We start from the raw sequence: 24,723 nt of genomic DNA on the forward strand, positions 1-24,723 counted from the left end.
CCAAGCTTAAAATGAAAATTAGAACCCCTATAATAGAACGTACATCAACCAACTAATTATTGTCTAAAAGAGGGGGTCGCGTTTCACGACCTAGGGGTAGAACACTACGTCACTGGCAGTTACCCCGTGGCATAAGTGCTTTAGTAAAAGAATATTTAGCCTTTATGAGTATCGATAGTGTATGTATAAGGTATATATAGTGTATCAATAGTGGTGTCTAAGCTTAAAATAAAAATTAGAAATTCAATAAAATTCTCCTTTTATATTCTTAGGAAGTTGTGAGTATGTAAGTCATGAGGGAAACAAGCCTGTAAGTAACTAAAAGAAGATATGCCTCCTATGTTTGTACCTAAGTCTAATAAGAATATATTGTAATAACATACTCCACGTCACTGGCAGTGACGGGGGTATATTACCATAATTAAGGTTGGTAAGAATATATTATAATGAATAGTATTCACTACGTCACTGGCAGTTACCCCGTGAATATGTTACCATAATTAAAATTATATAGAGATATAGGTTCATTGTAATTTATTGGAAATATAAAGAAAAACAGATATAATAAGATTATATGGGTTTTAGTAGTTATACAACGGAGGAATGGGTATGAAAATAGTATTAATTTTACTTTTATTATTAATTATGTCACCTTTTATATATGTGATGTCACCTTTAATATTTATACTAGTAATAGTAGGTATTTTCTTAAAAAGAAAAGCTATAATATCAGAATATAATAAGAGTGATTACAAAAGGGTATCTGGAGTATCTTATGAAGAAATGAAATACAACAAAGGTTATACAGGAGAATACAAATTGTTTAATGAACTTAATAAAATAGAAACTCCAATATTAACAAATGTATATATTCCTAAATCAGATGGAGAAACAACAGAAATTGATATTGTACTTATACATGGAACAGGTATATATGTTTTTGAAAATAAGAATTACTCAGGAACTATATATGGAATGGAAAAAAGTAAGCAGTGGACACAGTACATAAAAAGCAAACCCTATAAGTTTTTAAATCCTATAATACAAAACAAATACCATATTAAGCATCTAAAAGAATATTTACAAATTGAAGATGACAATGTATTTAAATCTATAATAGTATTTGATGATAAATGTAATACAGATAAAATCAATATAGAAAATAAGGATATAGTATTTATTAAATCTTCAGAAGCAATGATAACTATATATAAATTACTTAGACATGGTGAGATGGTTATAACAGGAGAACAACTGAAGGATATATATAGTAAATTAGAAAAGCATACAAAGGTTTCAGAGGATATTAAAAATAATCATATAAAGTATCTTAAAGAGAAACAGAGTAGTTAGATGTGCATTATTTATACCGTACTCAAAACGAGTACGGTATAAATTTATGTATGACTACATTAAAGGTATGGGGATATAATTAAATTATGTAAATAAATGTAATAAAGAAGTAATGATATAAGGGGGTTAACATGAATATAAATGAACTTATAGAAAAAGCAAAACAATTCAGCATAACAGAAGAAAAAATAAAAAAAGATGAAGAAGATAGACTTAGGTTTATAAATAAGTTTCCACTTGAAACTATAAAAAATATGACTCTAGAACAATACTCTGTAAATAGTAAGCAATATCCTAATAACTATAAAGATACCTTTATATATCTACTAGAATTCGGAAAAATATTAGCTGGAATTGGTGGAGGTAATGCATCAAAGTTTTATATATACATGGATGCAAATGGAGACTACTGCACAGGCTCAGGTAAAAATAAAAAAATCTTAGAAGGTGAAGAACTAGAAAGAGAATTTAATACTTTAAGAGAAAAAATATACAAAGCAATAATACTTGCAAAAGAAGATAAAATAGAAGAAATAATAGAATTAAATATACCTATGTGGAACATGGTTTTACTAAAAATACTTTGCATATATGTACCGGAGAAATTCTTTAGTGCAGTATCATCAGGATGGCTTGTTCCACTTGGAAAAGATTTAGAACTAGAGGATATAACACCTGTAAACTCAGAAAATCTAGTAGCTCTAAACTATTACATATATATAAAGCTTAAAGAATACGATGTTTTTAAAAGTTGGAATTATACTGAAATGGGAACCTTTATTGCGCTTTTATATAAAGTATCAGTTCCAGAAACTAAATACTGGGCAGCGGGATATTCTTATCAAGACGAAGGATCAAAACTAGAAGAATTTAAATCTAAAAATGTATTTGGTATAGGATTTTTTAGAGAAGATTTAAGTGATTATATTGATGACAAAGAAGCTTTAGAAAATCTACTAGAAGAAAGAAATGTTGAAAGTGCTGGTAGAAAAGCTATAAGAAACTTCCTTCAAATAAAAGAAGGAGACTATATAGCTTTAAAATCAAGTTTCACAAAAGGACCCAAGGGAAAAATATCGGTAATGAAAGTATCAGCTATTGGTATAGTTAAACAAAGTCCTATTGAAGGATATGTATTTGATGAAGACTTAGGACATACACTACCTATTGAATGGACAAATCTTGATGTAGTTGAGCATGAAGGTATAAATTATATGCAAACTCTTACTCAAGTAAAAAGCAAAGATTTAATCTCTATTATATTCAAAAACACAAAGAAAGAAGTAGACATTAAAGAAATTATTAAAGAAGATGTTGTTATAGAAGAAAAGTTTGATAAAAACATAATACTATATGGGCCTCCAGGTACTGGTAAAACTTATAATGTTGTAAATAAAGCTCTTGAAATAATAGATAAGAATTTATATAAAGATCTTATAAATTCAGATGATGAAAAAGATAGAGAAAAAACAATAGATGAATTTAATAAGTTAATAGAAAATGGTCAAATAGCATTTTGTACTTTCCATCAGTCATATGGATATGAGGAATTTATTGAAGGGTTAAAATCAGATGGAAGTGGAAATTTTGTATGTGAAGATGGGATATTAAAGGAAATAGCATTTAAAGCTTCTTATTCTGGTCTAAAAAAAGAAGAAAAGCTAGGTATAAGCAAGGATTTATCTATTGAGGAACTTAAAAAACAAAGAAAAGATGTTGTTTTAAAGAACTTAAGAAATAAAAACATCTTTAACTTCAATAAATCAGATAAATATGTTCTAATAATTGATGAAATAAATAGAGGGAATATATCAAAGATATTTGGTGAATTACTTACTTTACTGGAAGAAGACAAGAGAATAACTAAGAACAATCAAGTTATATTAAAGTTAACTTATACTAAGGAAGAATTTTCACTACCTCCAAATTTATATATAATAGGAACAATGAATACTGCAGATAGATCTATTGCTCTTATGGATATTGCACTAAGAAGAAGATTTAACTTTATTGAAATGATGCCAGATGAAAGTCTATTAGATACTATTGATGATATAGATATGGAAAAAATGCTAGGTATTATAAACAAAAGAATAGAGTTTTTATACGACAGAGATCATATGATAGGACATGCTTATTTGAAAAATGTAAAAAGTGTAGAAGACATATATACAGTATTTAAAAATAAGATAATACCACTGCTTCAAGAGTATTTCTATGACGATTGGGAAAAGATAGGCCTTATTTTAGGTGGAATTGGTAAAAGTGAAGAAGATGAATATATTATTTACAAAGAAGAAATAAGAGCTGAAAGCTTATTTAAATCTAGGGATTTTTCTTATGGATTTAACAGCAAAACAAAATATCATATAAAACCTAGCATAGGTGCTGGGGAGTTGAAAAATATATATGAAGGATAAGTATATATGTATTAGAGAATCCTTTGATTGGATATATATTGGAGATAAAGATGATGAACTTTCAAATAAGGAATATGAATCTCTTATAAAATACCTTAGTATTCATTACAGTGATAAAGAAGTAATAGAAGTAAAATACAATAAAATAAGGTTTATAAACTATGTAGGTATAATAGCTCTAGGTGAAGTTACAATAGAAATTCTTCCTAAAATATCTTTATCTAATGATATAAGTAAAGATAGAGAAATGCTTTTGTTTATGCTTTCAAAATGTGGTGAATTACCTATTAAGATAACTGATACCTTAGATGTTAATCTAAGAGATTGTAGTTTAATAGATATAATAGCTAAGTTTTATAAAAATTCTTTAATTAAAGAATTACAAAGAGGTATGTATTTTGAATATGTACATGAAGAAGATAATTTAAATAGTTTAAAAGGTAAGTTACTTCTTAAGGAGCATGTTAAAAACAACTATGTCAATAAAACTAGGGCATTTTGTAGGTATGATAATTATACGGAAGATAACTTTTTAAATAGTGTATTTAAAGCTGCAACTTTATGTGTTTTAAAAAAGGTTAGAAATGATTTTATATTAAATGATATCAAAAGGCTACTTTTATTCTTTGGAGATGTAGGTTATAGGCATATAAATAAGGAGCAAGTTTTGTCATTTAAGTTTAATAGGCAAAATAATAGATTTAAAGATTCTTATAGTTTTGCAAAGCTTATAATACTTAATATGTCTATGGAGAACACAAAAGGAAAAGATGAAGGCTTTTCAATGTTGTTTGAAATGAATACACTTTATGAGCAGTATATAGGAAATATAATATCTATGATTTGGAATGATGAAAACAGAAGTACATCTTTACAAGATGAAGGTAAATATCTTTTAAATAATATAAATTCTAATAGGAAAAACATTAAGCTTAAACCGGATATAGTTCTTAATGACTACAAAGAAGATTATCAAATTATTATTGATACAAAGTGGAAGGTAATTGAATATAACGATAGATTAAATTACGTTCAAGGGGATATATATCAGATGTATGCTTATGTAACAGCATATGAAAAATCTAAAAGATGTATTTTACTTTATCCATGTGTTAATGAAGATATTACTTATCCAATATGGCAGTTATCACCACCTTTTGAAGATAAATATATAGAGATTAAAAGTGTTAGATTAGATAATTTAAGTAACACTATAGAGGACTTGAGAAAAATAATATAAGTTACGATGAAAAAATTGATAAGTGTACAAAAAAATTATTATTATAAAAGTACGAAAATATCTAAAATAAATTTAATAATAATAGCTTTCGAAGTTGTATTTTGAAAAAACAGAATAAATTTTACGAAAAAATCGAAAAATAATTGATATACAAAAGAACTATGCATATAATTAAAATAGGTAGGAAGGAGGGTGTTTTATGTTAATTATGTTTAGAGCTAAAAATTTTACCTCTTTTAAAGATGATGTTATATTGGACCTTAGAAAAACAACTTATAGGGAACACCTAAACCATACATTTAAATGCGGAGAATTTGAATTATTAAAAACAATTGCTATATTTGGAGCAAATGCAAGCGGTAAATCCAACTTAATAAGTGCACTATCAAGTTTTGAAAAATTTATGTTTAGTCAATTTTTTAGTGGGAAAGCAGATGAAGATTTTATAAATGAATCAGAGGTTGAAACAAGACAGATAAATATAAGACCATTCTTGCTATCAAAGCCATTAGATAAAGAAATAGAGTTTGAAATAATTTTTAATCACAATGGGGATTTATTTCAATACGGCTATTCAATTGAAGATTCTAGGATCTGTTCTGAGTGGTTGCTTATTAATAATGAAGAAGTTTTTGAAAGACAAAAAGGAAGTTTAGACCTTATATTTGGTAAAAACTATGTAGATATATTAAAAGAATACAATAAATTAAGAGAAGATCGTTTGTACTTATCTATTCTTGACTATTTTGCAACGAATAATGATATTCGAAACAAAATTGATAGTTTTAAAGAGTATTTTGAGGCTAATTTTAATATTCATTTTGAATTAATATTGGAGACAACAATAAAAGGCAGTACAGGTGGTGTAGGATTACGTAAAGATCTTATTGAAAATGAAGATTTCAGAAAAAAGGTTTCTGAATATGTTAGAAAAATAGATGTAGGTATAAAAGAAATTATTATTGATGAAGAAATTCGTACTAATAAACGTACTGGTAAAGAAGAGAAACAGCTTATACCAAGAGCCGTGCATAATATTTATGATTCTAAAGGAGCAATTATAGGAGAAGAAGCATTTGACTTAAGCTATGAATCTTTGGGTACATTACGATTCATATCGTTTATTCAAGAAATTCTTAAAATTATGGAGGGCGGAGGAGTTTTTATAGTGGATGAATTATCTTCAAGACTGCATCCATTACTAACAAAGTTTATAGTCGATATGTTCCAATCAGGTCTAAATATTAATAATGCTCAATTAATTTTTACTACTCATGATATATCTATAATGAATAAAGATCAGTTTAGAAGAGATGAAGTAGCTTTTGTTGATAAAGATAAAATGGGAGCATCAACTCTTTATACACTTGCAGACTTAGATGTAAGACAAGATGCAACTTTCAATAAGGACTATTTTAAAGGAAAGTACGGAGCAATTCCAATTGTTCAATATTCGCTAGAGTCAGAGAGTGGTGAATAATATGGCTAGATTAAATCCAAATCTAAAGAGGACTGTAGGTACAAAAAAGCAGTACCTAGGTAAAATAATATTATTTTGCGAAGGGAAAACAGAATATAACTATTTTGATTACTTTGCTAAAATAATTGATGGTAATAAAATTAAATACTCTCATATTGAGATAGAATTTGTTCCAGCACATGGTAATGCTAGGACGGTATTAAATACTGCAAATGATTTCTTACAACAAGGAAATAATGCTTCTAAGTATTCTACATATGAAAAATATCTTATATTCGATTGTGATGACCCTTCTGATATTCAAGCTGTGATTAACGATATGAATGAATCAGAACACTCTTTTATACTGCTACTCACAAATTTATTATTTGAAACTTGGTTATTGATGCATTTCGAAATAGTAGATAAACAATTAAAGAAATCTGAAGTTATTAAAAGGTTAAGAGAAGCACTAGAGATTACTAGGTATACAAGTAAACAGAAGGCTTCACCTGGAATTATCAGAAAAATAATTGGTAATGGAGAAAGTGTTAGAAATGCTATAGATAACGCTAAAAATTTAGAGAAAAAGTATATTAAAGCTGATTATAAAATTGAGGAACAAATTGGTAAAATGAATCCATATACAACTGTCCATAAATTAGTAGAAAAAATACTAATGGAAATTTAGAATCAAGAATAAACCTATATAAGAATCCCTCTACATTAAGTTTAGCATAAATTTATGAAGAGGGATTTTTTAGGTAGAGAATCATAATATATGGGGTGAAATATGCTAAAACAAGGGATATACGAAGAGATAATAAATACAAAACTAAAAGACGAACTAAATAACATAGATGAAAATTCTTTTATAATAACAAAAGAAAACATAGACGTAGAAGAGGCAAGAAAAATACTTTCTAACTATATTTCAAATGTAACAAGAAAAGCACTTAAATACATAAGAGAAAGTAAAACTGATGATAAAGAAGCTTTAATTTCACAAATCAAAACTTGCAATGATATTATTTCAATATTAAGCGACAACCTAGATGAAGAAGAATTTAACTTACTTAAAATATGTGATGAAGGAGAAGTACTAACTTCAATTTACTCAAAACTAAACAACATAAGAAGTATAAAAAAAGAAAAAATAATAAAACCTATAAGCTCTATATCACAAAGTTCATTGTTTACAGGATCACATTATGAACCTGATATGTTAAGTGAAATAAAAAAAGAAATTAACTCATGTGATTCAGTGGACATGCTAGTCTCTTTTATAAAGTGGAGCGGACTAAGATGTATTATAGAAGAGTTAAAAGATCTAACAGAAAACAGAAAGGGAAAGCTAAGAGTTATAACTACTTCATATATGGAAGCTACAGATTATAAAGCAATAATAGAACTTAGCAAATTACAAAATACAGAGATATAAGTATCATACGATGTTGATAGAACAAGACTTCATGCAAAGGCATATATGTTCAAAAGGGAAACTGGATTTACTACTGCTTACATAGGATCATCTAACTTATCAAATCCAGCTTTAACATCAGGACTTGAATGGAATATAAAAGTAACGGAAAAAGACTCATACGATATTATAAGAAAGTTTGAAGCTACCTTTGAAAGTTATTGGAACGACAGTGAGTTTAAAACATTTGATATTCAAAATGAAAATCATAAAGAAAGCTTAAGAAATGCATTAAACAAACAAAAGCAAAATGATATAAACGATTTTAACTTTAACTTTGATATTAATCCTTATAATTATCAAAAAGAATTACTTGAAAAGCTACAAGTAGAAAGAGAAGTTTTTAATAGAAATAAAAATTTATTAGTTGCAGCTACAGGAGTAGGAAAAACTGTTATATCTGCCTTTGATTACAAAAGATTTAAAAATAATAATAGATCTTCAAGACTTTTATTTGTAGCACATAGAGAAGAAATACTAAAACAAAGTAGAGATACTTTTAGAGCTATACTAAAGGATTTTAATTTTGGAGATTTATTAGTAGGAGGAAGTACTCCAAGTTCTATTGATAATTTATTTGTAAGTATCCAAAGTTTTAACAGTAATAAGCTTTACGAAAAAACATCTGATGATTTTTATGATTTTATAATAATAGATGAATTTCACCATGCATGTGCAACGTCTTATCAAAAATTACTAAGTTATTATAAGCCTAAAGTATTACTAGGTCTTACAGCTACTCCAGAGAGAATGGATGGAGGAAATGTATTAGAATATTTTGATGGTGCTATTGCAGCAGAGATGAGACTTACTGAAGCCATTGATAGAAAACTTTTAAGCCCATTTCAGTATTTTTGTGTAAGTGATACTGTAGATTTATCAAAGCTAAAGTACAGTAGAAAAGGATACGATATAAAAGAGTTAGAAAATGTTTATACACAAAATGATATAAGATCAAATCAAATTATAAAAAGTATATACAAATATGTAACTGATATAGATGAAGTTAAGGGACTTGGGTTTTGTGTTAGTGTAGAACATGCAAAGTATATGGCTGATTATTTTAACAAACAAAATATACCATCATTAGCTTTATATGCAGATGTAAATAAAGATATTAGAAATGAAGCAAAATCAAAACTTGTTAATGGTGATATTAAGTTTATATTTGTTGTTGATTTATACAATGAAGGTATAGATATTCCAGAGGTAAATACTATATTATTTCTAAGGCCAACAGAGAGTTTAACTGTGTTTTTACAACAGTTAGGAAGAGGTCTAAGATTAAGTGATGGCAAAGAGTGTCTTACTGTTTTGGACTTTGTTGGACAAGCACATAAGAATTATAGCTTTGAAGATAGGTTTAGAGCTCTTATAGGAAAAACAAATAAGTCTATTAGATATTATTTAGAAAATGGATTTTTTAATTTGCCTAAAGGGTGTTTTATAGAACTTGAAAAAGTAGCAAAGGAATATGTATTAAGAAATATTAAGGAAGCTTCTAATACAAAGATAAATCTTATTAATAAGATGAAGTATTTTAAAGAAGACAGTGGATTAGAATTAAATTTAAAAAACTTCTTAAAGTACTATAACTTATCTATATACGACTTCTATGGAAAAAGTGGAGATAGAACTTTTAGAAGGATGATGGTAGATGGTGGATTGTTAGAAGACTTTGTTTGTGAAAATGAAAAATTTATTGCAAAGAAGTTACCAAATTTGTTTTATATAAATTCTATTAAGTATATTGAGTTTTTAATAAGATATATTGAAAACTACGGCAAAGAAATGATTATAATGAGCAACAAAGAAAAGCTTATGTTATCTATGTTTTATTACTCGCTATATAACTATGAACCAGGTAAAGAAGGTTTTGCAAGTATTGATGACGGCTTAGATAAGATATTAGAAACTAAGGAAATTAGGGAAGAGATATTAGATATACTTAAGTTTAATTATGATAATATAGACTTCTTAAATATAGATAATGATTTTGACTTTGATTGTCCACTAGATGTTCATTGTAGTTATTCTACTTCTCAAATATTAGGATCTTTTGGGTACTATAATGAAAATGAGGCTCCATCTTTTAGAGAAGGGGTAAAGTATTTTAAAGATAAGAAAACAGATATTTTCTTTGTGACTTTGAATAAGTCGGAAAAAGATTTTTCTCCTTCAACTCTATATGAGGACTATGCTATAAATGAAAGGTTATTTCACTGGCAAAGTCAAAGCAAGGTATCTCAAGAAAGTGATACTGGAATAAGATATATAAATCATAGAAGAACAGGAAATAGAATAGCTTTATTTGTTAGGGAATATAAGAAGCAAAATGGATATACTTCTCCTTTTATATTCTTAGGAAGTTGTGAGTATGTAAGTCATGAAGGAAATAAGCCTGTAAGTTTTGTATGGAAGTTAAAAGAAGATATGCCGCCTATGTTTGTACCTAAGGCTAATAAGAATATATTATAACAATATTACACCACGTCACTGCCAGTGACGGGGGGTATGTTACCATAATTAAGGTTATGTAAATAACTATACATTCTGGGGGGATAAATTTGAGTTTAGAAGCAATTAAACCTATTAAGAAGACAGGGGAAGAATGTTTGTATACTGAAGATTTAGATTTGGATATAAAGCTAAAGGATTTTTGGCGTTGGAATTGTTCAGATATACTAAATAATACAATGAGAGGTGTTTTTGCAGAGTTTTTAGTTGCAAGTGATTTAGGAATATTATCTGAAAATAGAATAGAATGGGATGCTTATGATTTAATAACTGAAGATGGTATTAAAATAGAGGTTAAGTCTTCAGCATATCTTCAGTCTTGGAAACAAAACAAACTTTCTTCTATAAAATTTGATATTAGACCAACTCAAGGATGGGATAGTAAAGATAATAAGATGGACAATGAGATCAAAAGACAATCTGATGTATATGTATTTTGTTTACTATCACACAAAGATAAAGATACTGTAGATCCTTTGAACTTAGATCAGTGGGAATTTTATGTTTTAGATACAGAAACAATTAATAAAAGACTAGGAAGTCAAAAGACTATAAGTTTAAAGCCATTATTAAATTTAAATCCTATTAGAGCTAACTATGGAAGTATAAGAGATGCTGTAAACTCAGTAATTTTTCTCTAATTTTAAAAGCACCTGTTTAAATTAAACAGGTGCTTAATGTTTTGAAAAGATTCTATCTTTATAATAGTCGATATGATTTGGTTTATAATTATTCATAAACTTAACTTGTTGTATTTAAATATTATGATGCTTTATAATATATTTAAGATCTAGAGAAGATAAGAGGTGGATTTTTAGTGAACTATTTTATAGTTTTTCAAAATAAAACATATGATGAAGAAAAAAATGGTGGATATTTATGGGCTCCAAAGAGAACTGCTTCAGGTAAAAAGATATATCACTGGTCAAATATGACTAAAGTTAACGAAGGAGATATTATTTTTAGTATGTACAAGAGAAATTTAGTATCGGTTAACATTGCTAAAAGCAAGAGTATTAATAACGATAGACCTATAGCTTTAGATAGTATAAATTTGTGGGAAAAAGAAGGATGGTTAATAAATGTAGAATATAACACTTTAGAAAATACTGTTGTTATAAATAATTACATAGATGACATTTTAAAATTATGTCCGAGCAAATATTCTCCATTTACAAAAGCAGGTAAAGGAAATCAAGGATACTTATTTGAGGTAGGAAAAGATTTAGGAGATTATCTAATGAAATTAGTTCGTGATAGCAATGGAACAACTGTAGGAATTAAAATATAGAAAATATTATTAAGGGAGTGTAAATGTGAGAATTTTATTTTGTAATATAGGGTGGATGAATCATTATAATGGTCAAACTGAAACGGATTTACTTGAAAACGGTGGGAAATTTGTAAAAGAGAACGGTTATGGAATTGAAGAATTTACGTTTCAAAATAGAAATGGATACTACTATGGTGGTACAGGATCAGAAGGAAATATGCATATAGAAAGAATCGAAGGTGTAGATAAATATGCAGATAAGGCAGAAAATGTGCTCGTAGTTTGGGTGGCAAAAAAGGACAATGAAGAAAATAGTAGAATAATCGGTTGGTATAAAAATGCTTTAGTTTATAGGGAGTTCCAATCATTTAACACATTAGATGACACAAGGTCAACAGTATATTATAGAATAAAAGCTAAGGCAGAAGATAGTATACTTCTTATGCCAGGAGATAGAAGTTTTATAATGCCAAGGGCTAATAAAAGTGCAGATAAAGTGGGAATGGGAAGGTCTAATATTTGGTATGCAGAGAAAAAAGAGGCAAAACCATTTGTAGATGAAGTTATAGATTATATAGATAAATATAATAGGAAAAAGTGCAATTTTGTAGTAACAGAAGAAACTTTAAATAGATCAACTACTAAAGAGTTAGATGGTTGTAGTGATTACATAGATAAAGCATATGAATTATCAGATGAAAATAGAAATAGAGATGCGCTAGAATACATAAATAGAGGATTGAACTTAGAACCAAATAATGAATATGCATATAACTGCAAAGGAAATGTTCTGCTTGATTTAGGCTTATATGATCTAGCCATTGATGTTTTCGAAAAAGCTTTAGAGTGTAATAAAGAATATACTGACTCTATTTTTAATATAGGGTTGTGCTATGGAATGGACGGGAATTATAAAAAGGCACTAGAGTATTTTGATAGATATTTAGCTATTTATCCAAATGATGAGGATTCAATTTACTATAAAAGAAAGTTACTTTAAAAGGATATCAGGGAGATGAGAAAATGGATAGAAGTCAACCATTAGATTTAATAAATATGGAGTTAGATAATAGAAAATTACACCTACATCAAATAAAGGCGACAGAAGGATTAAATAATTATTTTGACTTAAAATCAGATAATAATAAGCCGCAAGAGGGACTCCTAGTTATGCCTACAGGAAGTGGAAAAACATTTACTGCGGTTAACTGGCTACTTGATAAAGCAGTAGCTAACGGATATAAAGTGATATGGTTTGTTCATAGACAAGAATTAATAGATCAAGCGGATTATACATTCAGACAACAAGCACCATTATTGTTGTCACGTGGAAAAAACAAATTAAGAGTATTACCTATTTCAAGGGCGCATTATTCAATGTCAAATGCATCTAGACAGGATGTGTATGTATGTAGTATTGCATCTGCAGCTAGTAAAAATGGCTCTAGATATATAGAAAGAATGCTTGGACAAGTTGGGAAAGAAAAGCTGATAGTAGTTATTGATGAAGCACATCATGCAGTATCACCATCTTATCAGAAAGTAATAAGAAAAATTACTAATATTAATCCAAGCAGAATACTCCTAGGCCTTACAGCAACACCAACTAGAATGCAAAAAAGTGAGAAGAAAAAGCTATTAAAGATGTTTAAAGTAAATAATAATGGTTACATTCATGAAGTTAAATTAAAAGATTTACTTGCTAATGGTTTTTTAGCACAACCATTTTATAAAAGAATAGAAACAGAAATTAACGGAGAAATAGAATTTGAAACTACAGATGAAGATAAAGAATACTTTGAAAAACATAAAGATTTATCGGAACGTATAAAAGATCAGTTAGCAAAATCTTCAGCACGTAATGAGATGATAGTAGATGAATATATTAAGAATAAAAATAAGTATGGGAAGACTCTAGTATTTGCTATAAATAGATTACATGCAAAAACTTTAACTGAGACTTTCAAAAGCAGAGGGATACAGTGTGATTATTGTATTTCACAAGAACCAGGTGCTAGAGAAAAAATCGAGGATTTTAAAAACAACAAATTAGATGTATTAGTTAATGTACAGATACTCACAGAAGGTAGTGATGTACCTGATATTCAATCAATATTTTTAACTAGAAATACAAATAGTGATGCTCTGTTGATGCAGATGGTTGGAAGAGGATTAAGAGGAAAAGATGCAGGTGGAACTAAAGATGTCTATATAGTAGATTTTCATGATACTTGGGACAGGTTTAGCTTCTGGTTAGACCCTAAAGAATTATTAAAAGAGAAGTTTGGTGAATTTATAGAAGATGAAAGTTCAGCTAAAAAAGATAAAGAAGATATTGATGAACTTGATGGTAAACCAAAGAGAAAAATAAGCAATCTATGGGAGATATATATGAAAATATATTCTTCAATGAAGTCTAATATAATTGGTATTGAACAAAAGGAAGTTTTTCCACATGGATGGTACTCAGTAGTTGATGAAGAAGGGGAAGACACAAAAGTTCTTGTATTTGATAATCAACTAGATGGATATAAAAGTATTTGTGAAGACATTGAAAAAATTTTAGATGAAAAGCTTACAGCACAACAAATAGTTAAATATTGTTTTGATTGTGAAACTAATATTCCTAAAGTAAGTGAAATTAGTCTTATATTAGATCATATCCAGGATACAAATGAAATGCCAGAGTATTTTACATTTATCCAAAGAAATGAAGTTGACTCTGAAATAATTGCAAAGGAACTAATTGAAAAGAATCTAAGAAGATTAGAAGAAAATGAATACCTAAAAGAACGATATGATAAGACACCTATTATAAGAGATCTGTACAAATCCTTTGAATTGTTTAAGAATACAATAAAGAAAGCGGCAGAAGATATAGAAGGTGGCAAAACTACTACTAACATAATAAGTATTGATGAACGAAAAGAATTTAATATAGTAGAAGGATATCATGATCTTAACGAATTATTAAAAGAAGTTATATGTGAAGTTGAGGCTAATGGTTGGTTCAAAGTTGATAAAATTCCAGAAATAAGATGGAGTAACAAACCTCTTAGAAGTAGATTTGGATTGTGTACTAGACACGAAGATGGCAGTTATTCTATATCCATTAATAAGCTATTATGTTCTCCAGAAGTAGAACCTGAAACAGTAGAATATCTTATCTACCATGAGTTACTTCATGCATGTGGGTATTGGAACCATAATGATGAATTTAGAGAGCAAGAATGGAAATATGCTGATTCAGACGAGCATGATGGCTTTTTAGATGAATTATTTATTAGATATAAAATAGATGAAATTATACCACCTAGAAAAAGGAAATACAAGCCAGGGTATAATGCATAGCATATCTTTTATTGCAAATAAAGCTATTTAGGTAAGCTAAATTTATAGAAAAACTCGTTAAGAAGCAGGGGGATATTTTAATGCTTAAAGCTACTGTAAATAACAAATGCAGCAATTATCAGTATGTAGAGGATTGCTTGACTTCAAGTGTTTTTGGAGCGTTTAGATATTTAGATATGCCAGCAAAAAAAACTATCCTCATAATGTACACATAGCTGAAGGGGCTAGAGATATATACGAGTTTGATGGTTGGAAAGTAGAAATAGAAAATGGAGTTTCATCTAGGATTCCTGAAATAGAAGAATTACCAGAAAAATATTTAGATTTACCTGATGAATATGTAACATGTAAAATACTTAGATGGGTTATAGGGTATTTTTATAATGAATAAAAAGATTTAAAACTACAGTAAAGCCACCAAGCAATTGGTGGCTTATTTATTTTTGCATAAATTAAAGCACGGTTCTACAAATAAAAAACATATCTCTAAACATTGACAAAATCGTAACTGTCACCAACTATCTATAGCTAAAAGTTGGCGATTGGTGTAAAATTAAAGTATTAAAATATAAAATAAGGGGGAGTGTGTCTATGGCTGATATAGAATATAAACTTCCGGAGATAAATGTTTATTACTGCAAGCAATGCAACGTGCCAGTTTTAATAGATGAAAATAATATAGGTAATAAATGCCCTAATTGTAACAGTGAATTAAAGTACGTAGGAACGGATGGAAGAGTAGTATATCCACAAGAAAGACTATTACTAGAGTGTGCCATAGGGAAACCTTTAAAATATATAAATAGTAGCGTATGGAATTTAAAAGGAAACAAGTACTTAATAGACGGAAAAATACTTAAGATATCAGTTAAAGAACTAACATCTAAAGACCCTGATACAGTAAGAGAACTAATAAATCAATATAAAGAACAAAATAATGATAAATTCTTTAAGGAAAATATAAAGAAATTTATTGAAGTTAACAGATATAGACTTAACTTAATAACTGATGAAGCTTGTAGTTACATAAAAAACATGGCTTCTGAATATACACTAGATAGTATGTTTGTGTCTTTTAGTGGAGGAAAAGATTCAACTGTAGTATCAGATCTTGTTATTAAAGCCCTTGGAGCTAATGACATACTTCATATATTTGGAGATACAACTTTAGAGTTAGGATCTACATATCAATATGTAGAAAAGTTCAAAAAGGAAAATCCTAATATATTACTTAGAAACGTAAGAAATAAAGAAAAAGATTTTATGGAATTAACAAAAAATAGTTTCGGTCCTCCATCTAGAGTAATGAGATGGTGCTGTACAATATTCAAAACAGGGCCAATAAGTAGAAAAATAGATGCATTGTTTAAAAACAAAAGAGAAGTCCTTACATTTTACGGAATAAGAAGAAGTGAATCTGTTTCTAGAAGTAAGTACGAAAGAGATTACGAGAGTCCTAAAATTACGAAACAAAGGGTTGTAGGACCTATCATAGATTGGAAAGACATAGATGTATGGCTATATATACTTGCTAACAATGTGTTAGTAAATGAAGCCTATGAATGGGGATACACAAGAGTCGGATGCTGGTGTTGTCCTAATAATAGTTCTTGGTCTGAGTTTATGAGCAAGATATATGAACCTGAGAGATATAAGGAATGGAGAGGAGCTTTAGTTGATTTTGCTACAAAGATAGGAAAGCCAGATCCAGAGGATTATATAGAAGAAGGCGGATGGAAGGCAAGACAAGGTGGAAACGGCCTTGATGTAAGTCATACTAAGCTTAATTCACAGAACTGTACTACAGAACAAAATGCAAAAACATATGAACTAACAAGGCCTATAGAAGATCAACTATATGAGCTTTTTAAACCTTTTGGAGTTATAGATAAAGATTCGGGAAGAAAATTTATTGATGAAGTATTAGTTATAGACAAAAAAACGGGTCAACCGATTATATCTATACAAGGAAATATAGGAAGCAACAAGCTTAAGATAGCTATATTAAGTAATAATAATCCAACTCTTTTAGAAAAGAGGGTGGAATGTCAAATAACAAAGTATCAAGCATGTATGGGATGCTTAGCATGTGAAAGTGTATGTAAATTCGATGCTATAAAAATAAGAAATAATAAATATTATATAGATGAAAAAAAATGTGCTCGTTGTTTAGAATGTGTTACTCACTTTACAAACGGATGTTACGTTAAGAAAATTCTATATACGAAGAAATAAGAGGTGTGTAAACTATGAAAATTAAAGGACATCAAAGCTTTTATATCAGGAGAGGCTGGATTCATAAAGGTATTAAAAAAGTTAATGAAGATAAAAGCGTGTTTACAAATAAGGAATTAACTTTAACAGATGAATTTGGAATAGGAAGTAATATGGTTACTTCCCTTAAGTACTGGTTAGATGCATTTGGGCTAGTGGATAAGAAAAGACAAGGGAACGAACATTATCATGAACTAACAGACTTAGGAAAATTGATCTTAGAAAAAGATCCATATCTAGAAGAAACTAGTACATGGCAACTACTTCATTATAAACTAGCAACTAATGAAGAGTTAGCGACTACTTGGTATTGGTTTTTCAATGAATACAACGGGAATAAGTTTAATAAAGAAAATTTATTTAATAACTTAAATGGATTTATACAAGAAAGATATGAAAAAGAACTAGCGGAGAGAAGTTTAAAAGATGATATAACTTGTCTTTTAAGTTCTTATGTTCCTAGAAGGGATATAGAATCTCCAGAAGATAATATAGAAAGTCCTTTTACCGATTTAGGACTTATAGAAATATATAATAAGAAAAACGGAGAGATATTCTACCAAAGAGTATCAAAAGTAAAGCTAGACGTAAATGTTGCTCTTTATATAATCTTAAATGAAGCTAAAGAAAATAAAGCTGTAGACTTAAAAGATATAATTTATTCTCCTAATAATATAGGAAAAATATTTAACTTAAATATGTATGAGGTTATCGATATATTAGAAAAATTACAAGACCTAGGATATATAAACTTCACCAGAACCGGGGGATTAGATTATATAACATTTGCCAAGAGTCCTAGCGTACAAGAAATAATGACAAATATATTCTAGGAGAGATCAACTATGTTAAAGGATATTATTAAATTTAATGCAGATATGCAGTCCTCTATAAATTTAAATCTAGATTATAAGGACGAGGGAAAAAAGCTATCTTATATACCAACAACATCATCAATAGAATTTATAGGTGATATAATTTCATCTTTTAGTAATCCAAATAAGACTAAAGCTAAGATATTAATAGGACCTTACGGTAAAGGGAAATCACATTTAGCTTTATATTTAATGGGATTCATAGCAGATGATAATAGAAGCGAAAAAAAATATAATGTATTACTTAACAAGGCTTTAGAAGCAAGTAATAACGATGAAGAAAATAATCATTATAAAAGTATTAATAGTTTTATTAAATCTCAGGATAAATACCTTCCTGTTATTTTAAATTCTACTCCTTATAACAATGGACTTTCAGATTTGCTAATATATGGACTTAAGAAGTCTTTGGAGTTAAATGGATTAGGAGATATAAGTTTAGATTTTTACTTTGACAAAGCTATAGACAAAATAAAGTTATGGGAAAAAGATTATGTAGAAACATATAAAGTATTTGAAAGACTATTAAATGAAGACATAAATGAATTTATTACAAAGCTTTCTTCTTATAATAAAGAGACTTATAAGAAATTTGAGGAATTATATAAACACATAACATCAGGTGCTGAATTTGAACCTTTACTTTCTTCAAATCCTATAAATATATATAAAGATGTAAATGAAAAAATAAAAGAGCATGGATATAAGGGGATATTTGTATTTTATGATGAGTTCAGTAAGTATATAGAGTACTTAATTTCTAATGATGCATTTTTAGATATTAAGTTGTTACAAGATTTTGCTGAGTTTTGCAACAGATCTAAAGATCAACAGGTTCATTTGTTACTAATATCTCATAAAAACATAAGCCAATACACAGGAAGCTTAGAAAAAAACAAAATAGATCAGTGGAAGGCTATAGAAGGAAGATTTGAAGAAATTCAATATAATGATTTTACAAATCAACAGTATGAATTAATATCAGGAAGTATAAAAAAAGACGAAAAATTATGGAATGAATTTAAACTGAACAATGAAGAAAGATTTGAAAATCTAAAAAATAATATGATTGTTAGGAACTTATTTAAGGATTTAAGTGATGATGAATTTGAAAAATGGGTAGTATATGGGGCTTATCCAATGAATCCTATAACAACATATTGTTTACCTAGAATATCTGAAAAAGTAGCTCAAAATGAAAGAACTTTATTTAGTTTTTTATGTAAAACAGAAAATAATAGTCTGTTAGATTATGTTAAGAATAATAACTGCGAAGTAAAGCTAGACGTATTATATGACTACTTTGAAGATAATATAATATCTCTAGGATATACAGATGAAATGTATAAAATATGGAGAAAAGCAGCTAGTGCGGTAGAAAAATTAGAAGATAGATTAGGAATAGAAATTGTAAAAACTATAGCAATTATTCATATACTAAATAACTTTGCAGTATTAAAACCGACGAAACAAATAATAAAGTTTCTTTATAATGAAAAGGGGCTAGATACCTTAGAAAATCTTATAGAAAACAATATAGTTATAGATAGAAAGACAACCACAGCATTAGATATATGCAATGATATAGATGTTGAGATATTTACAGAAATAAAAAATATAAAAGAAAACTTTAGAAATTCTATAAATGTAACAGAATTTTTAAATTCTAATTTTAACAATATATTTATAAAAAGTAGAAGACACAATGATGACAATTGTATTATAAGATACTTTAAGGTTAAATTTGCAGAAGAAACTTTAAGTAATAGTTATATACAACAAGATATAAAGTCTCAAAACAGTGATGGAATTATATATATTATAAATTCAAATGATGTTATTCCTAGTTTAGGTAATAAAAAATCTATTTTTATATATGAAAAATTAGATAAATATATAGAAGAAGATATATATGATTTATGGTCTATAAAGAAGTTTAAAGAGCTTAAAAAAGATGATATATCTATAAAAAATGAGCTAGAAATAATAGAAAGAGCATATGAAGAAAAAATTTCTGAGTATATAGATAATGTACTTAATATCTCAACAGAAAGTATTGTTTTGTATAAAGATGAAAAACAGTATCTAAATAGTAAAAAAGATTTAAGGGAACTTACATCTAAAATAATGGATGATATATTCCCTAATACTCCTATAATAAACAACGAAATAATAAATAAAAACAAACCTTCAAGAGTAGTGGCAGGATCGAGAAAGAGAATAGTAGCTGAAATACTAAATCCTTTAAATAAGACTATAAACTTTAGAAAAGGAAGCTTAGAGTCAACTATACTTAGGTCAATACTACTTAAAAATAGATGTATAGATGAGCTAGAAACTGAGGGAGTTTATAGATTAAATTACAATATATTAACTAAAGAAGAGACTTCTAACAACGTGTTTATCCATCTTATAAAAGGAATAAATGAAATAATTATGCAATCATCAGAAGGAGAAGTAAGTTTTTCTAAAATTTACGACTTTATGATTTTACCAGAATATAAATTCGGTATGAAGAAAGGGCCAATACCTGTAATACTAGGATTTATATTAAATAAGTATAAAAAGTATCTTTCAATTAAGAAAGATGGAATAGAAATACAAATAAGCGCTGATTTATTGGAAGATATAAATGAAAAGCCAGAAAAATATGTATTTAGATTAGAACAAATAAACGATGAAAAAGAAGTATATATACAGCAGCTAGAAACCATTTTCAAAGATTATATAAATGAAAATGATAAAATATATGACAACATAACATATTTAACAATGGGTATTAAAAAATGGTTCTTGTATTTAAGTAAGTATGCAAAAGATGCTAAAAATGAATACAAAGGAAATTTAGAATCAGAAAAATTAAGTAAAGATGTTGTTAAGTTTAAAAATAAACTTAGGATATTAAACGAAAATTCAATAGAGTTTTTATTTAAAGATTTAAAATCTATATTTAATACAGAAGACTACAGCAAGCTAATAAATAAGGTTAAATCTGCTAAGTATGAAATAGAGGGATTAACTGACAATCTATATGAAAAAGTAGAAAATGATATAAAAGAAGTATTTGATTTATCTCAATTAGTATCACTTAATAATGGACTATATGAATTAGTAGATAATATAGATGAAGCTAAAAAGTATTCTGGTGGAATAGAAAGTACTTTAATAAACTTTGCTTGTGATAAAAAAGAATTAAATGACCCTAAAGAATATTTAGACAAGCTATCATATGCGATTATAGGAATATATGTGGGTGATTGGAATGATGAAACACCTAATAATTTCTACAGTAAGCTAAGTGAAATAAAACATAACTTAGAAAATAAAAATGATAGCTCTGATGAAAATATCAAGGATATGCAAACCTTAGAAATTGCTGTAACATCAGGAGAGCTTAGTGATAGAGCTGAAATGTTATTAAATGATTTAAGAGATACAATAGAAGACTACGGTAATTCTATAAGTGAGGAAGAAAAGAGACAAATATTAGTAGAATTACTTAAATAGAAAAAGGGGGAGAGACAATGAGTAATATATATTTAGATAATGCTGCAACTACTTTCCCGAAACCAAAAGAAGTATATGAATATATGATGGATATGTATCAGAATTATGGTGCAAATGTAGGCAGGGCTACAACTTCATATGATAAAGATATAAATAGTATAGTTAGGGAAACTAGAGACATGTTAAAAGATCTAGTAAATGCAAAAGACAGCTATGAAGCTGTCTTTGCCCCTTCTGCTACTATAGCTTTTAATCAAATACTTTGGGGACTAGACTGGAGTAAAATAGATAATGTGTATATAAGTTACTTTGAGCATAATGCTGTTCTTAGAACTTTAGAAGCAATAAAGAAAGAGAATGATATAAATATTAAATTTTTAGAGTTTGAAAGAGATAATTGGGAATACGATTTCCAAAAAATAGAATATGAATTTGAAAACAATTCGCCAGATTTAGTAATAATGAATCATGTAAGTAATGTTTTTGGTTATGTATCTCCAATAGAAAAAATACACGAGATATCTAAAAAATATAATCCTATTTATATTATAGACGCATGTCAGTCTATGGCATTAGTAGAATTAGATTTATTAAAATATAGATTTGATTTTGTAATATTTGCAGGTCATAAAACTTTATATGGACCATTTGGCATGGCAGGATTTATTATGAATAAAAACATAGATTTAAAGCCGTATATATATGGAGGAACAGGTACAGAATCTATGAGTATGGATATGCCAAATGAAATTCCAGCTAAGTATGAAGCTGGAAGCTTAAATATACTAGGTGTATTTGGTTTGTATAAAGCACTAAAGTGGATAAATGAAATAGGTGTTGAAAATATAAGAAAACAAGAAGAAGTTATTACAAGAGAGTTAGTAAATGTTCTTGAAAAATACGACTTTATTCAAACATATATACCTACTAACAATCATATAGGAATAGTTTCGTTTAAAATCAAGGGTTATCCTGTTGATACCATGGGAGAGTCTATAGCTAAAAACTATAAAATAGCACTTAGGTATGGACTTCATTGCGCACCTAATGCCCACATGGTAAGCAATACATTACCAGAAGGAACTATAAGAGTAAGTATAGGATATTTTACAACTTTAGAAGATATAAGAAAACTGGATGATGCTTTAAGTGATTTAGAATACGAAATTTAAGAGATAGGGGGGCATAATCTTGTCATTAGGAAATGGATTTGTAGATTATTTAAATTCTATGAACAACGCTAATAGTAGTAATATAAATTCATTAGCAGAGTCACAAGTTCTAAATGAATATTACCATATAATACAGGTAGAAAGAAATCTAGGTAAATATATAGCGCAACAAATAAAGCAAAATAAAGCAGAATGTTTCATATTAACAGGACATGCTGGAGATGGAAAAACTAGTTTACTAGTACAAGTTCTAAATGAATTAAATTTATTGGAAAAAGGAAAAAAGCTAGAGGCTTGTAAGCAAATAAATTCAGATGATGTGAATTTATTATATGTCAAAGACATGAGTGAATTAAGTAAAGAAGAACAAGTTGAATATTTAAGTAAATCACTTAATGCTCCAAATGAAGGCTCATCATCAATATTGATAACTAACACAGGCCCATTAATAGACTCATTTAAAGAATTATTTAAAAATACTAATACAAATATAGAAGACGTAGAGAATCAAATATTAGATCAGTTAGATACGAATAAAAATAACTATCTAAATATAAACGGACATAAATTTAAACTAATCAATATAGCTAGAGTTGATAATGTTGGATTTTCAAGACAAATACTTAAAAAATTAGTTGAAGGTATATTATGGAGCAAGTGCGATAACTGTAAAAGTGAAAATGTGTGCCATGTTTACGCTAATTATATGGGTGTAAGAGATAATTTTGATAGGGTTTCAGATTTTATTGAATCGTATTATAGGTATCTATATGAAAATGATAAGAGAATAACAATAAGACAGATTTTATCTCAGTTAAGTTTTGCATTTACTGGAAATTTAAGTTGCGAAGATATAAGAAATAGAAAATCTAAAGTTATTAAATTTACACATAATTTTGCAAATCTATTTTTTGGCTATGAAGGCATAAATGAAATCGATAGTGCAAATCAAATAAAAGCTATAAAAGAACTAAAATCATTAAGTATAGACTCAAAATCATTAAATGAAGATTATAACATGATGGTTAGAAATAACTTTAATTGTTTTGATGAAAATATAAAATCTATTATAAAAGACCAGTGGGAAAGATTTAGTAAACAATATAGAAATCCATATGGCGAATATGATGATAGATTAGCTATAAACAATAGAGATGAAGACATAAAGATGAGATCATCATTAAGAAGATTCTATCTTGTATATAGCAAAGTAAAGGATAGAGAAAATTTTGGCGAAATAATAAGTCAAGTATTTGGTAAAGTTTATCCGCTATATAACAGGGGATTATTTGAAAAATACTCTAAAAAGGAAAATAGAGAGATAAAAAACTTAGTATTTCGTGCTTTATATATAAATAATATGGGGGTACCTCCAAAGAATAAAGACGATCTATATTTGACTTTAAAAAGAAATGATGGAAGTTTCCAAAATGTATTTTTAGAAATAGGAAGAGTTAGGAGTAAACAAATAGATATAATTCAAGAGAAATCTACAAATGAATTTGATGATATAAACCATAAAAATGAATTGTTTATAGAGTTAGATTCTGATAAAGAATTTAGATTTCCACTAACTTTACCAATATTAAATTATTTTGAATCTATATCAAGTGGAGCTATAGTTACTTCTGTAAACCCTATATTAGGACATGGTATAGCAAGGCTTAACTCTATGTTATTACAGAAATTTAATATAGACAATGAATTAGAAGAAAATGAATTTAGATTAATAATAAACACGTCTTCGAAAACTATAGATCTAAAAGTAACTATAGAAGATAAGACAATGTATATAGAATAAG

Annotated in this window: 16 protein-coding genes and 1 pseudogene; all 17 read left to right on the plus strand. The window is 27.8% G+C overall.

Annotation, left to right across the window (positions count from 1 at the left end):
• Positions 1-609: 609 nt before the first annotated feature.
• The 17 genes and pseudogenes from BS62_RS06845 (at position 610) to BS62_RS06925 (ending at position 24,722) form a co-directional block, all read left to right on the plus strand.
• Positions 610-1,353: a nuclease-related domain-containing protein gene (locus BS62_RS06845; RefSeq protein WP_496490515.1), complete on the plus strand. Its 744-nt coding sequence runs from the start codon at positions 610-612 to the stop codon at positions 1,351-1,353.
• Positions 1,354-1,484: 131 nt separating this feature from the next.
• Positions 1,485-3,773: an McrB family protein gene (locus tag BS62_RS06850; protein WP_496490516.1), complete on the plus strand. Its 2,289-nt coding sequence runs from the start codon at positions 1,485-1,487 to the stop codon at positions 3,771-3,773.
• A complete protein-coding gene (locus BS62_RS06855; RefSeq protein ID WP_496490517.1) occupies positions 3,763-5,013 on the plus strand; it encodes an McrC family protein in 1,251 nt (416 codons plus the stop codon). Before BS62_RS06850 ends, BS62_RS06855 begins: the two co-directional genes overlap by 11 nt.
• Positions 5,014-5,212: 199 nt before the next feature.
• Positions 5,213-6,493 (plus strand): AAA family ATPase, encoded by a 1,281-nt coding sequence (locus tag BS62_RS06860; protein WP_496490518.1) that lies wholly within the window; start codon positions 5,213-5,215, stop codon positions 6,491-6,493.
• Between the two features lies 1 nt (position 6,494).
• On the plus strand, positions 6,495-7,163 hold the full coding sequence (locus tag BS62_RS06865) for an RloB family protein (protein ID WP_496490519.1): 669 nt from the start codon (positions 6,495-6,497) through the stop codon (positions 7,161-7,163).
• A gap of 102 nt (positions 7,164-7,265) precedes the next feature.
• On the plus strand, positions 7,266-7,913 hold the full coding sequence (locus BS62_RS06870) for a phospholipase D-like domain-containing protein (protein WP_496490520.1): 648 nt from the start codon (positions 7,266-7,268) through the stop codon (positions 7,911-7,913).
• A gap of 15 nt (positions 7,914-7,928) precedes the next feature.
• A pseudogene (locus BS62_RS06875) lies at positions 7,929-8,087 on the plus strand (restriction endonuclease PLD domain-containing protein); the annotation flags it as partial.
• A gap of 120 nt (positions 8,088-8,207) precedes the next feature.
• Positions 8,208-10,430 carry a DUF3427 domain-containing protein gene (locus tag BS62_RS06880; protein WP_496490614.1) on the plus strand — a complete coding sequence of 741 codons (2,223 nt, stop codon included), beginning with the start codon at positions 8,208-8,210 and terminating at the stop codon, positions 10,428-10,430.
• Positions 10,431-10,519: 89 nt separating this feature from the next.
• Entirely contained in the window at positions 10,520-11,110 is a 591-nt protein-coding gene (locus BS62_RS06885; protein ID WP_496490521.1) for a hypothetical protein, read from the plus strand.
• 176 nt (positions 11,111-11,286) lie between these two features.
• Positions 11,287-11,760 (plus strand): hypothetical protein, encoded by a 474-nt coding sequence (locus tag BS62_RS06890; protein ID WP_496490522.1) that lies wholly within the window; start codon positions 11,287-11,289, stop codon positions 11,758-11,760.
• 25 nt (positions 11,761-11,785) lie between these two features.
• Entirely contained in the window at positions 11,786-12,742 is a 957-nt protein-coding gene (locus BS62_RS06895; RefSeq protein ID WP_496490523.1) for a tetratricopeptide repeat protein, read from the plus strand.
• Positions 12,743-12,765: 23 nt separating this feature from the next.
• Positions 12,766-15,093, plus strand: a complete 2,328-nt coding sequence (locus BS62_RS06900; protein WP_496490524.1) for a DEAD/DEAH box helicase family protein — start codon at positions 12,766-12,768, stop codon at positions 15,091-15,093.
• A 591-nt stretch (positions 15,094-15,684) separates the two neighbouring features.
• The gene (locus BS62_RS06905) at positions 15,685-17,328 is read left to right on the plus strand and encodes a phosphoadenosine phosphosulfate reductase domain-containing protein (protein WP_496490525.1); all 1,644 of its coding nucleotides are present in this window, start codon (positions 15,685-15,687) and stop codon (positions 17,326-17,328) included.
• Positions 17,329-17,342: 14 nt separating this feature from the next.
• On the plus strand, positions 17,343-18,200 hold the full coding sequence (locus BS62_RS06910) for a DUF4007 family protein (protein ID WP_496490526.1): 858 nt from the start codon (positions 17,343-17,345) through the stop codon (positions 18,198-18,200).
• A 12-nt stretch (positions 18,201-18,212) separates the two neighbouring features.
• Positions 18,213-21,749, plus strand: coding sequence for a hypothetical protein (locus tag BS62_RS06915; RefSeq protein WP_496490527.1), 3,537 nt, complete (start codon positions 18,213-18,215; stop codon positions 21,747-21,749).
• A 17-nt stretch (positions 21,750-21,766) separates the two neighbouring features.
• The gene (locus tag BS62_RS06920; protein WP_496490528.1) at positions 21,767-22,921 is read left to right on the plus strand and encodes an aminotransferase class V-fold PLP-dependent enzyme; all 1,155 of its coding nucleotides are present in this window, start codon (positions 21,767-21,769) and stop codon (positions 22,919-22,921) included.
• A 19-nt stretch (positions 22,922-22,940) separates the two neighbouring features.
• Positions 22,941-24,722, plus strand: coding sequence for a hypothetical protein (locus BS62_RS06925; RefSeq protein ID WP_496490529.1), 1,782 nt, complete (start codon positions 22,941-22,943; stop codon positions 24,720-24,722).
• Position 24,723 lies beyond the last annotated feature (1 nt).

This window comes from Sporacetigenium mesophilum DSM 16796 (assembly GCF_059569055.1).

Coding starts and splice junctions, on each gene's coding strand:
- BS62_RS06845 (WP_496490515.1), top strand. CDS start 610: ATGAAAATAGTATTAATTTTACTTTTATTATTAATTATGTCACCTTTT.
- BS62_RS06850 (WP_496490516.1), top strand. CDS start 1,485: ATGAATATAAATGAACTTATAGAAAAAGCAAAACAATTCAGCATAACA.
- BS62_RS06855 (WP_496490517.1), top strand. CDS start 3,763: ATGAAGGATAAGTATATATGTATTAGAGAATCCTTTGATTGGATATAT.
- BS62_RS06860 (WP_496490518.1), top strand. CDS start 5,213: ATGTTAATTATGTTTAGAGCTAAAAATTTTACCTCTTTTAAAGATGAT.
- BS62_RS06865 (WP_496490519.1), top strand. CDS start 6,495: ATGGCTAGATTAAATCCAAATCTAAAGAGGACTGTAGGTACAAAAAAG.
- BS62_RS06870 (WP_496490520.1), top strand. CDS start 7,266: ATGCTAAAACAAGGGATATACGAAGAGATAATAAATACAAAACTAAAA.
- BS62_RS06900 (WP_496490524.1), top strand. CDS start 12,766: ATGGATAGAAGTCAACCATTAGATTTAATAAATATGGAGTTAGATAAT.
- BS62_RS06905 (WP_496490525.1), top strand. CDS start 15,685: ATGGCTGATATAGAATATAAACTTCCGGAGATAAATGTTTATTACTGC.
- BS62_RS06910 (WP_496490526.1), top strand. CDS start 17,343: ATGAAAATTAAAGGACATCAAAGCTTTTATATCAGGAGAGGCTGGATT.
- BS62_RS06915 (WP_496490527.1), top strand. CDS start 18,213: ATGTTAAAGGATATTATTAAATTTAATGCAGATATGCAGTCCTCTATA.
- BS62_RS06920 (WP_496490528.1), top strand. CDS start 21,767: ATGAGTAATATATATTTAGATAATGCTGCAACTACTTTCCCGAAACCA.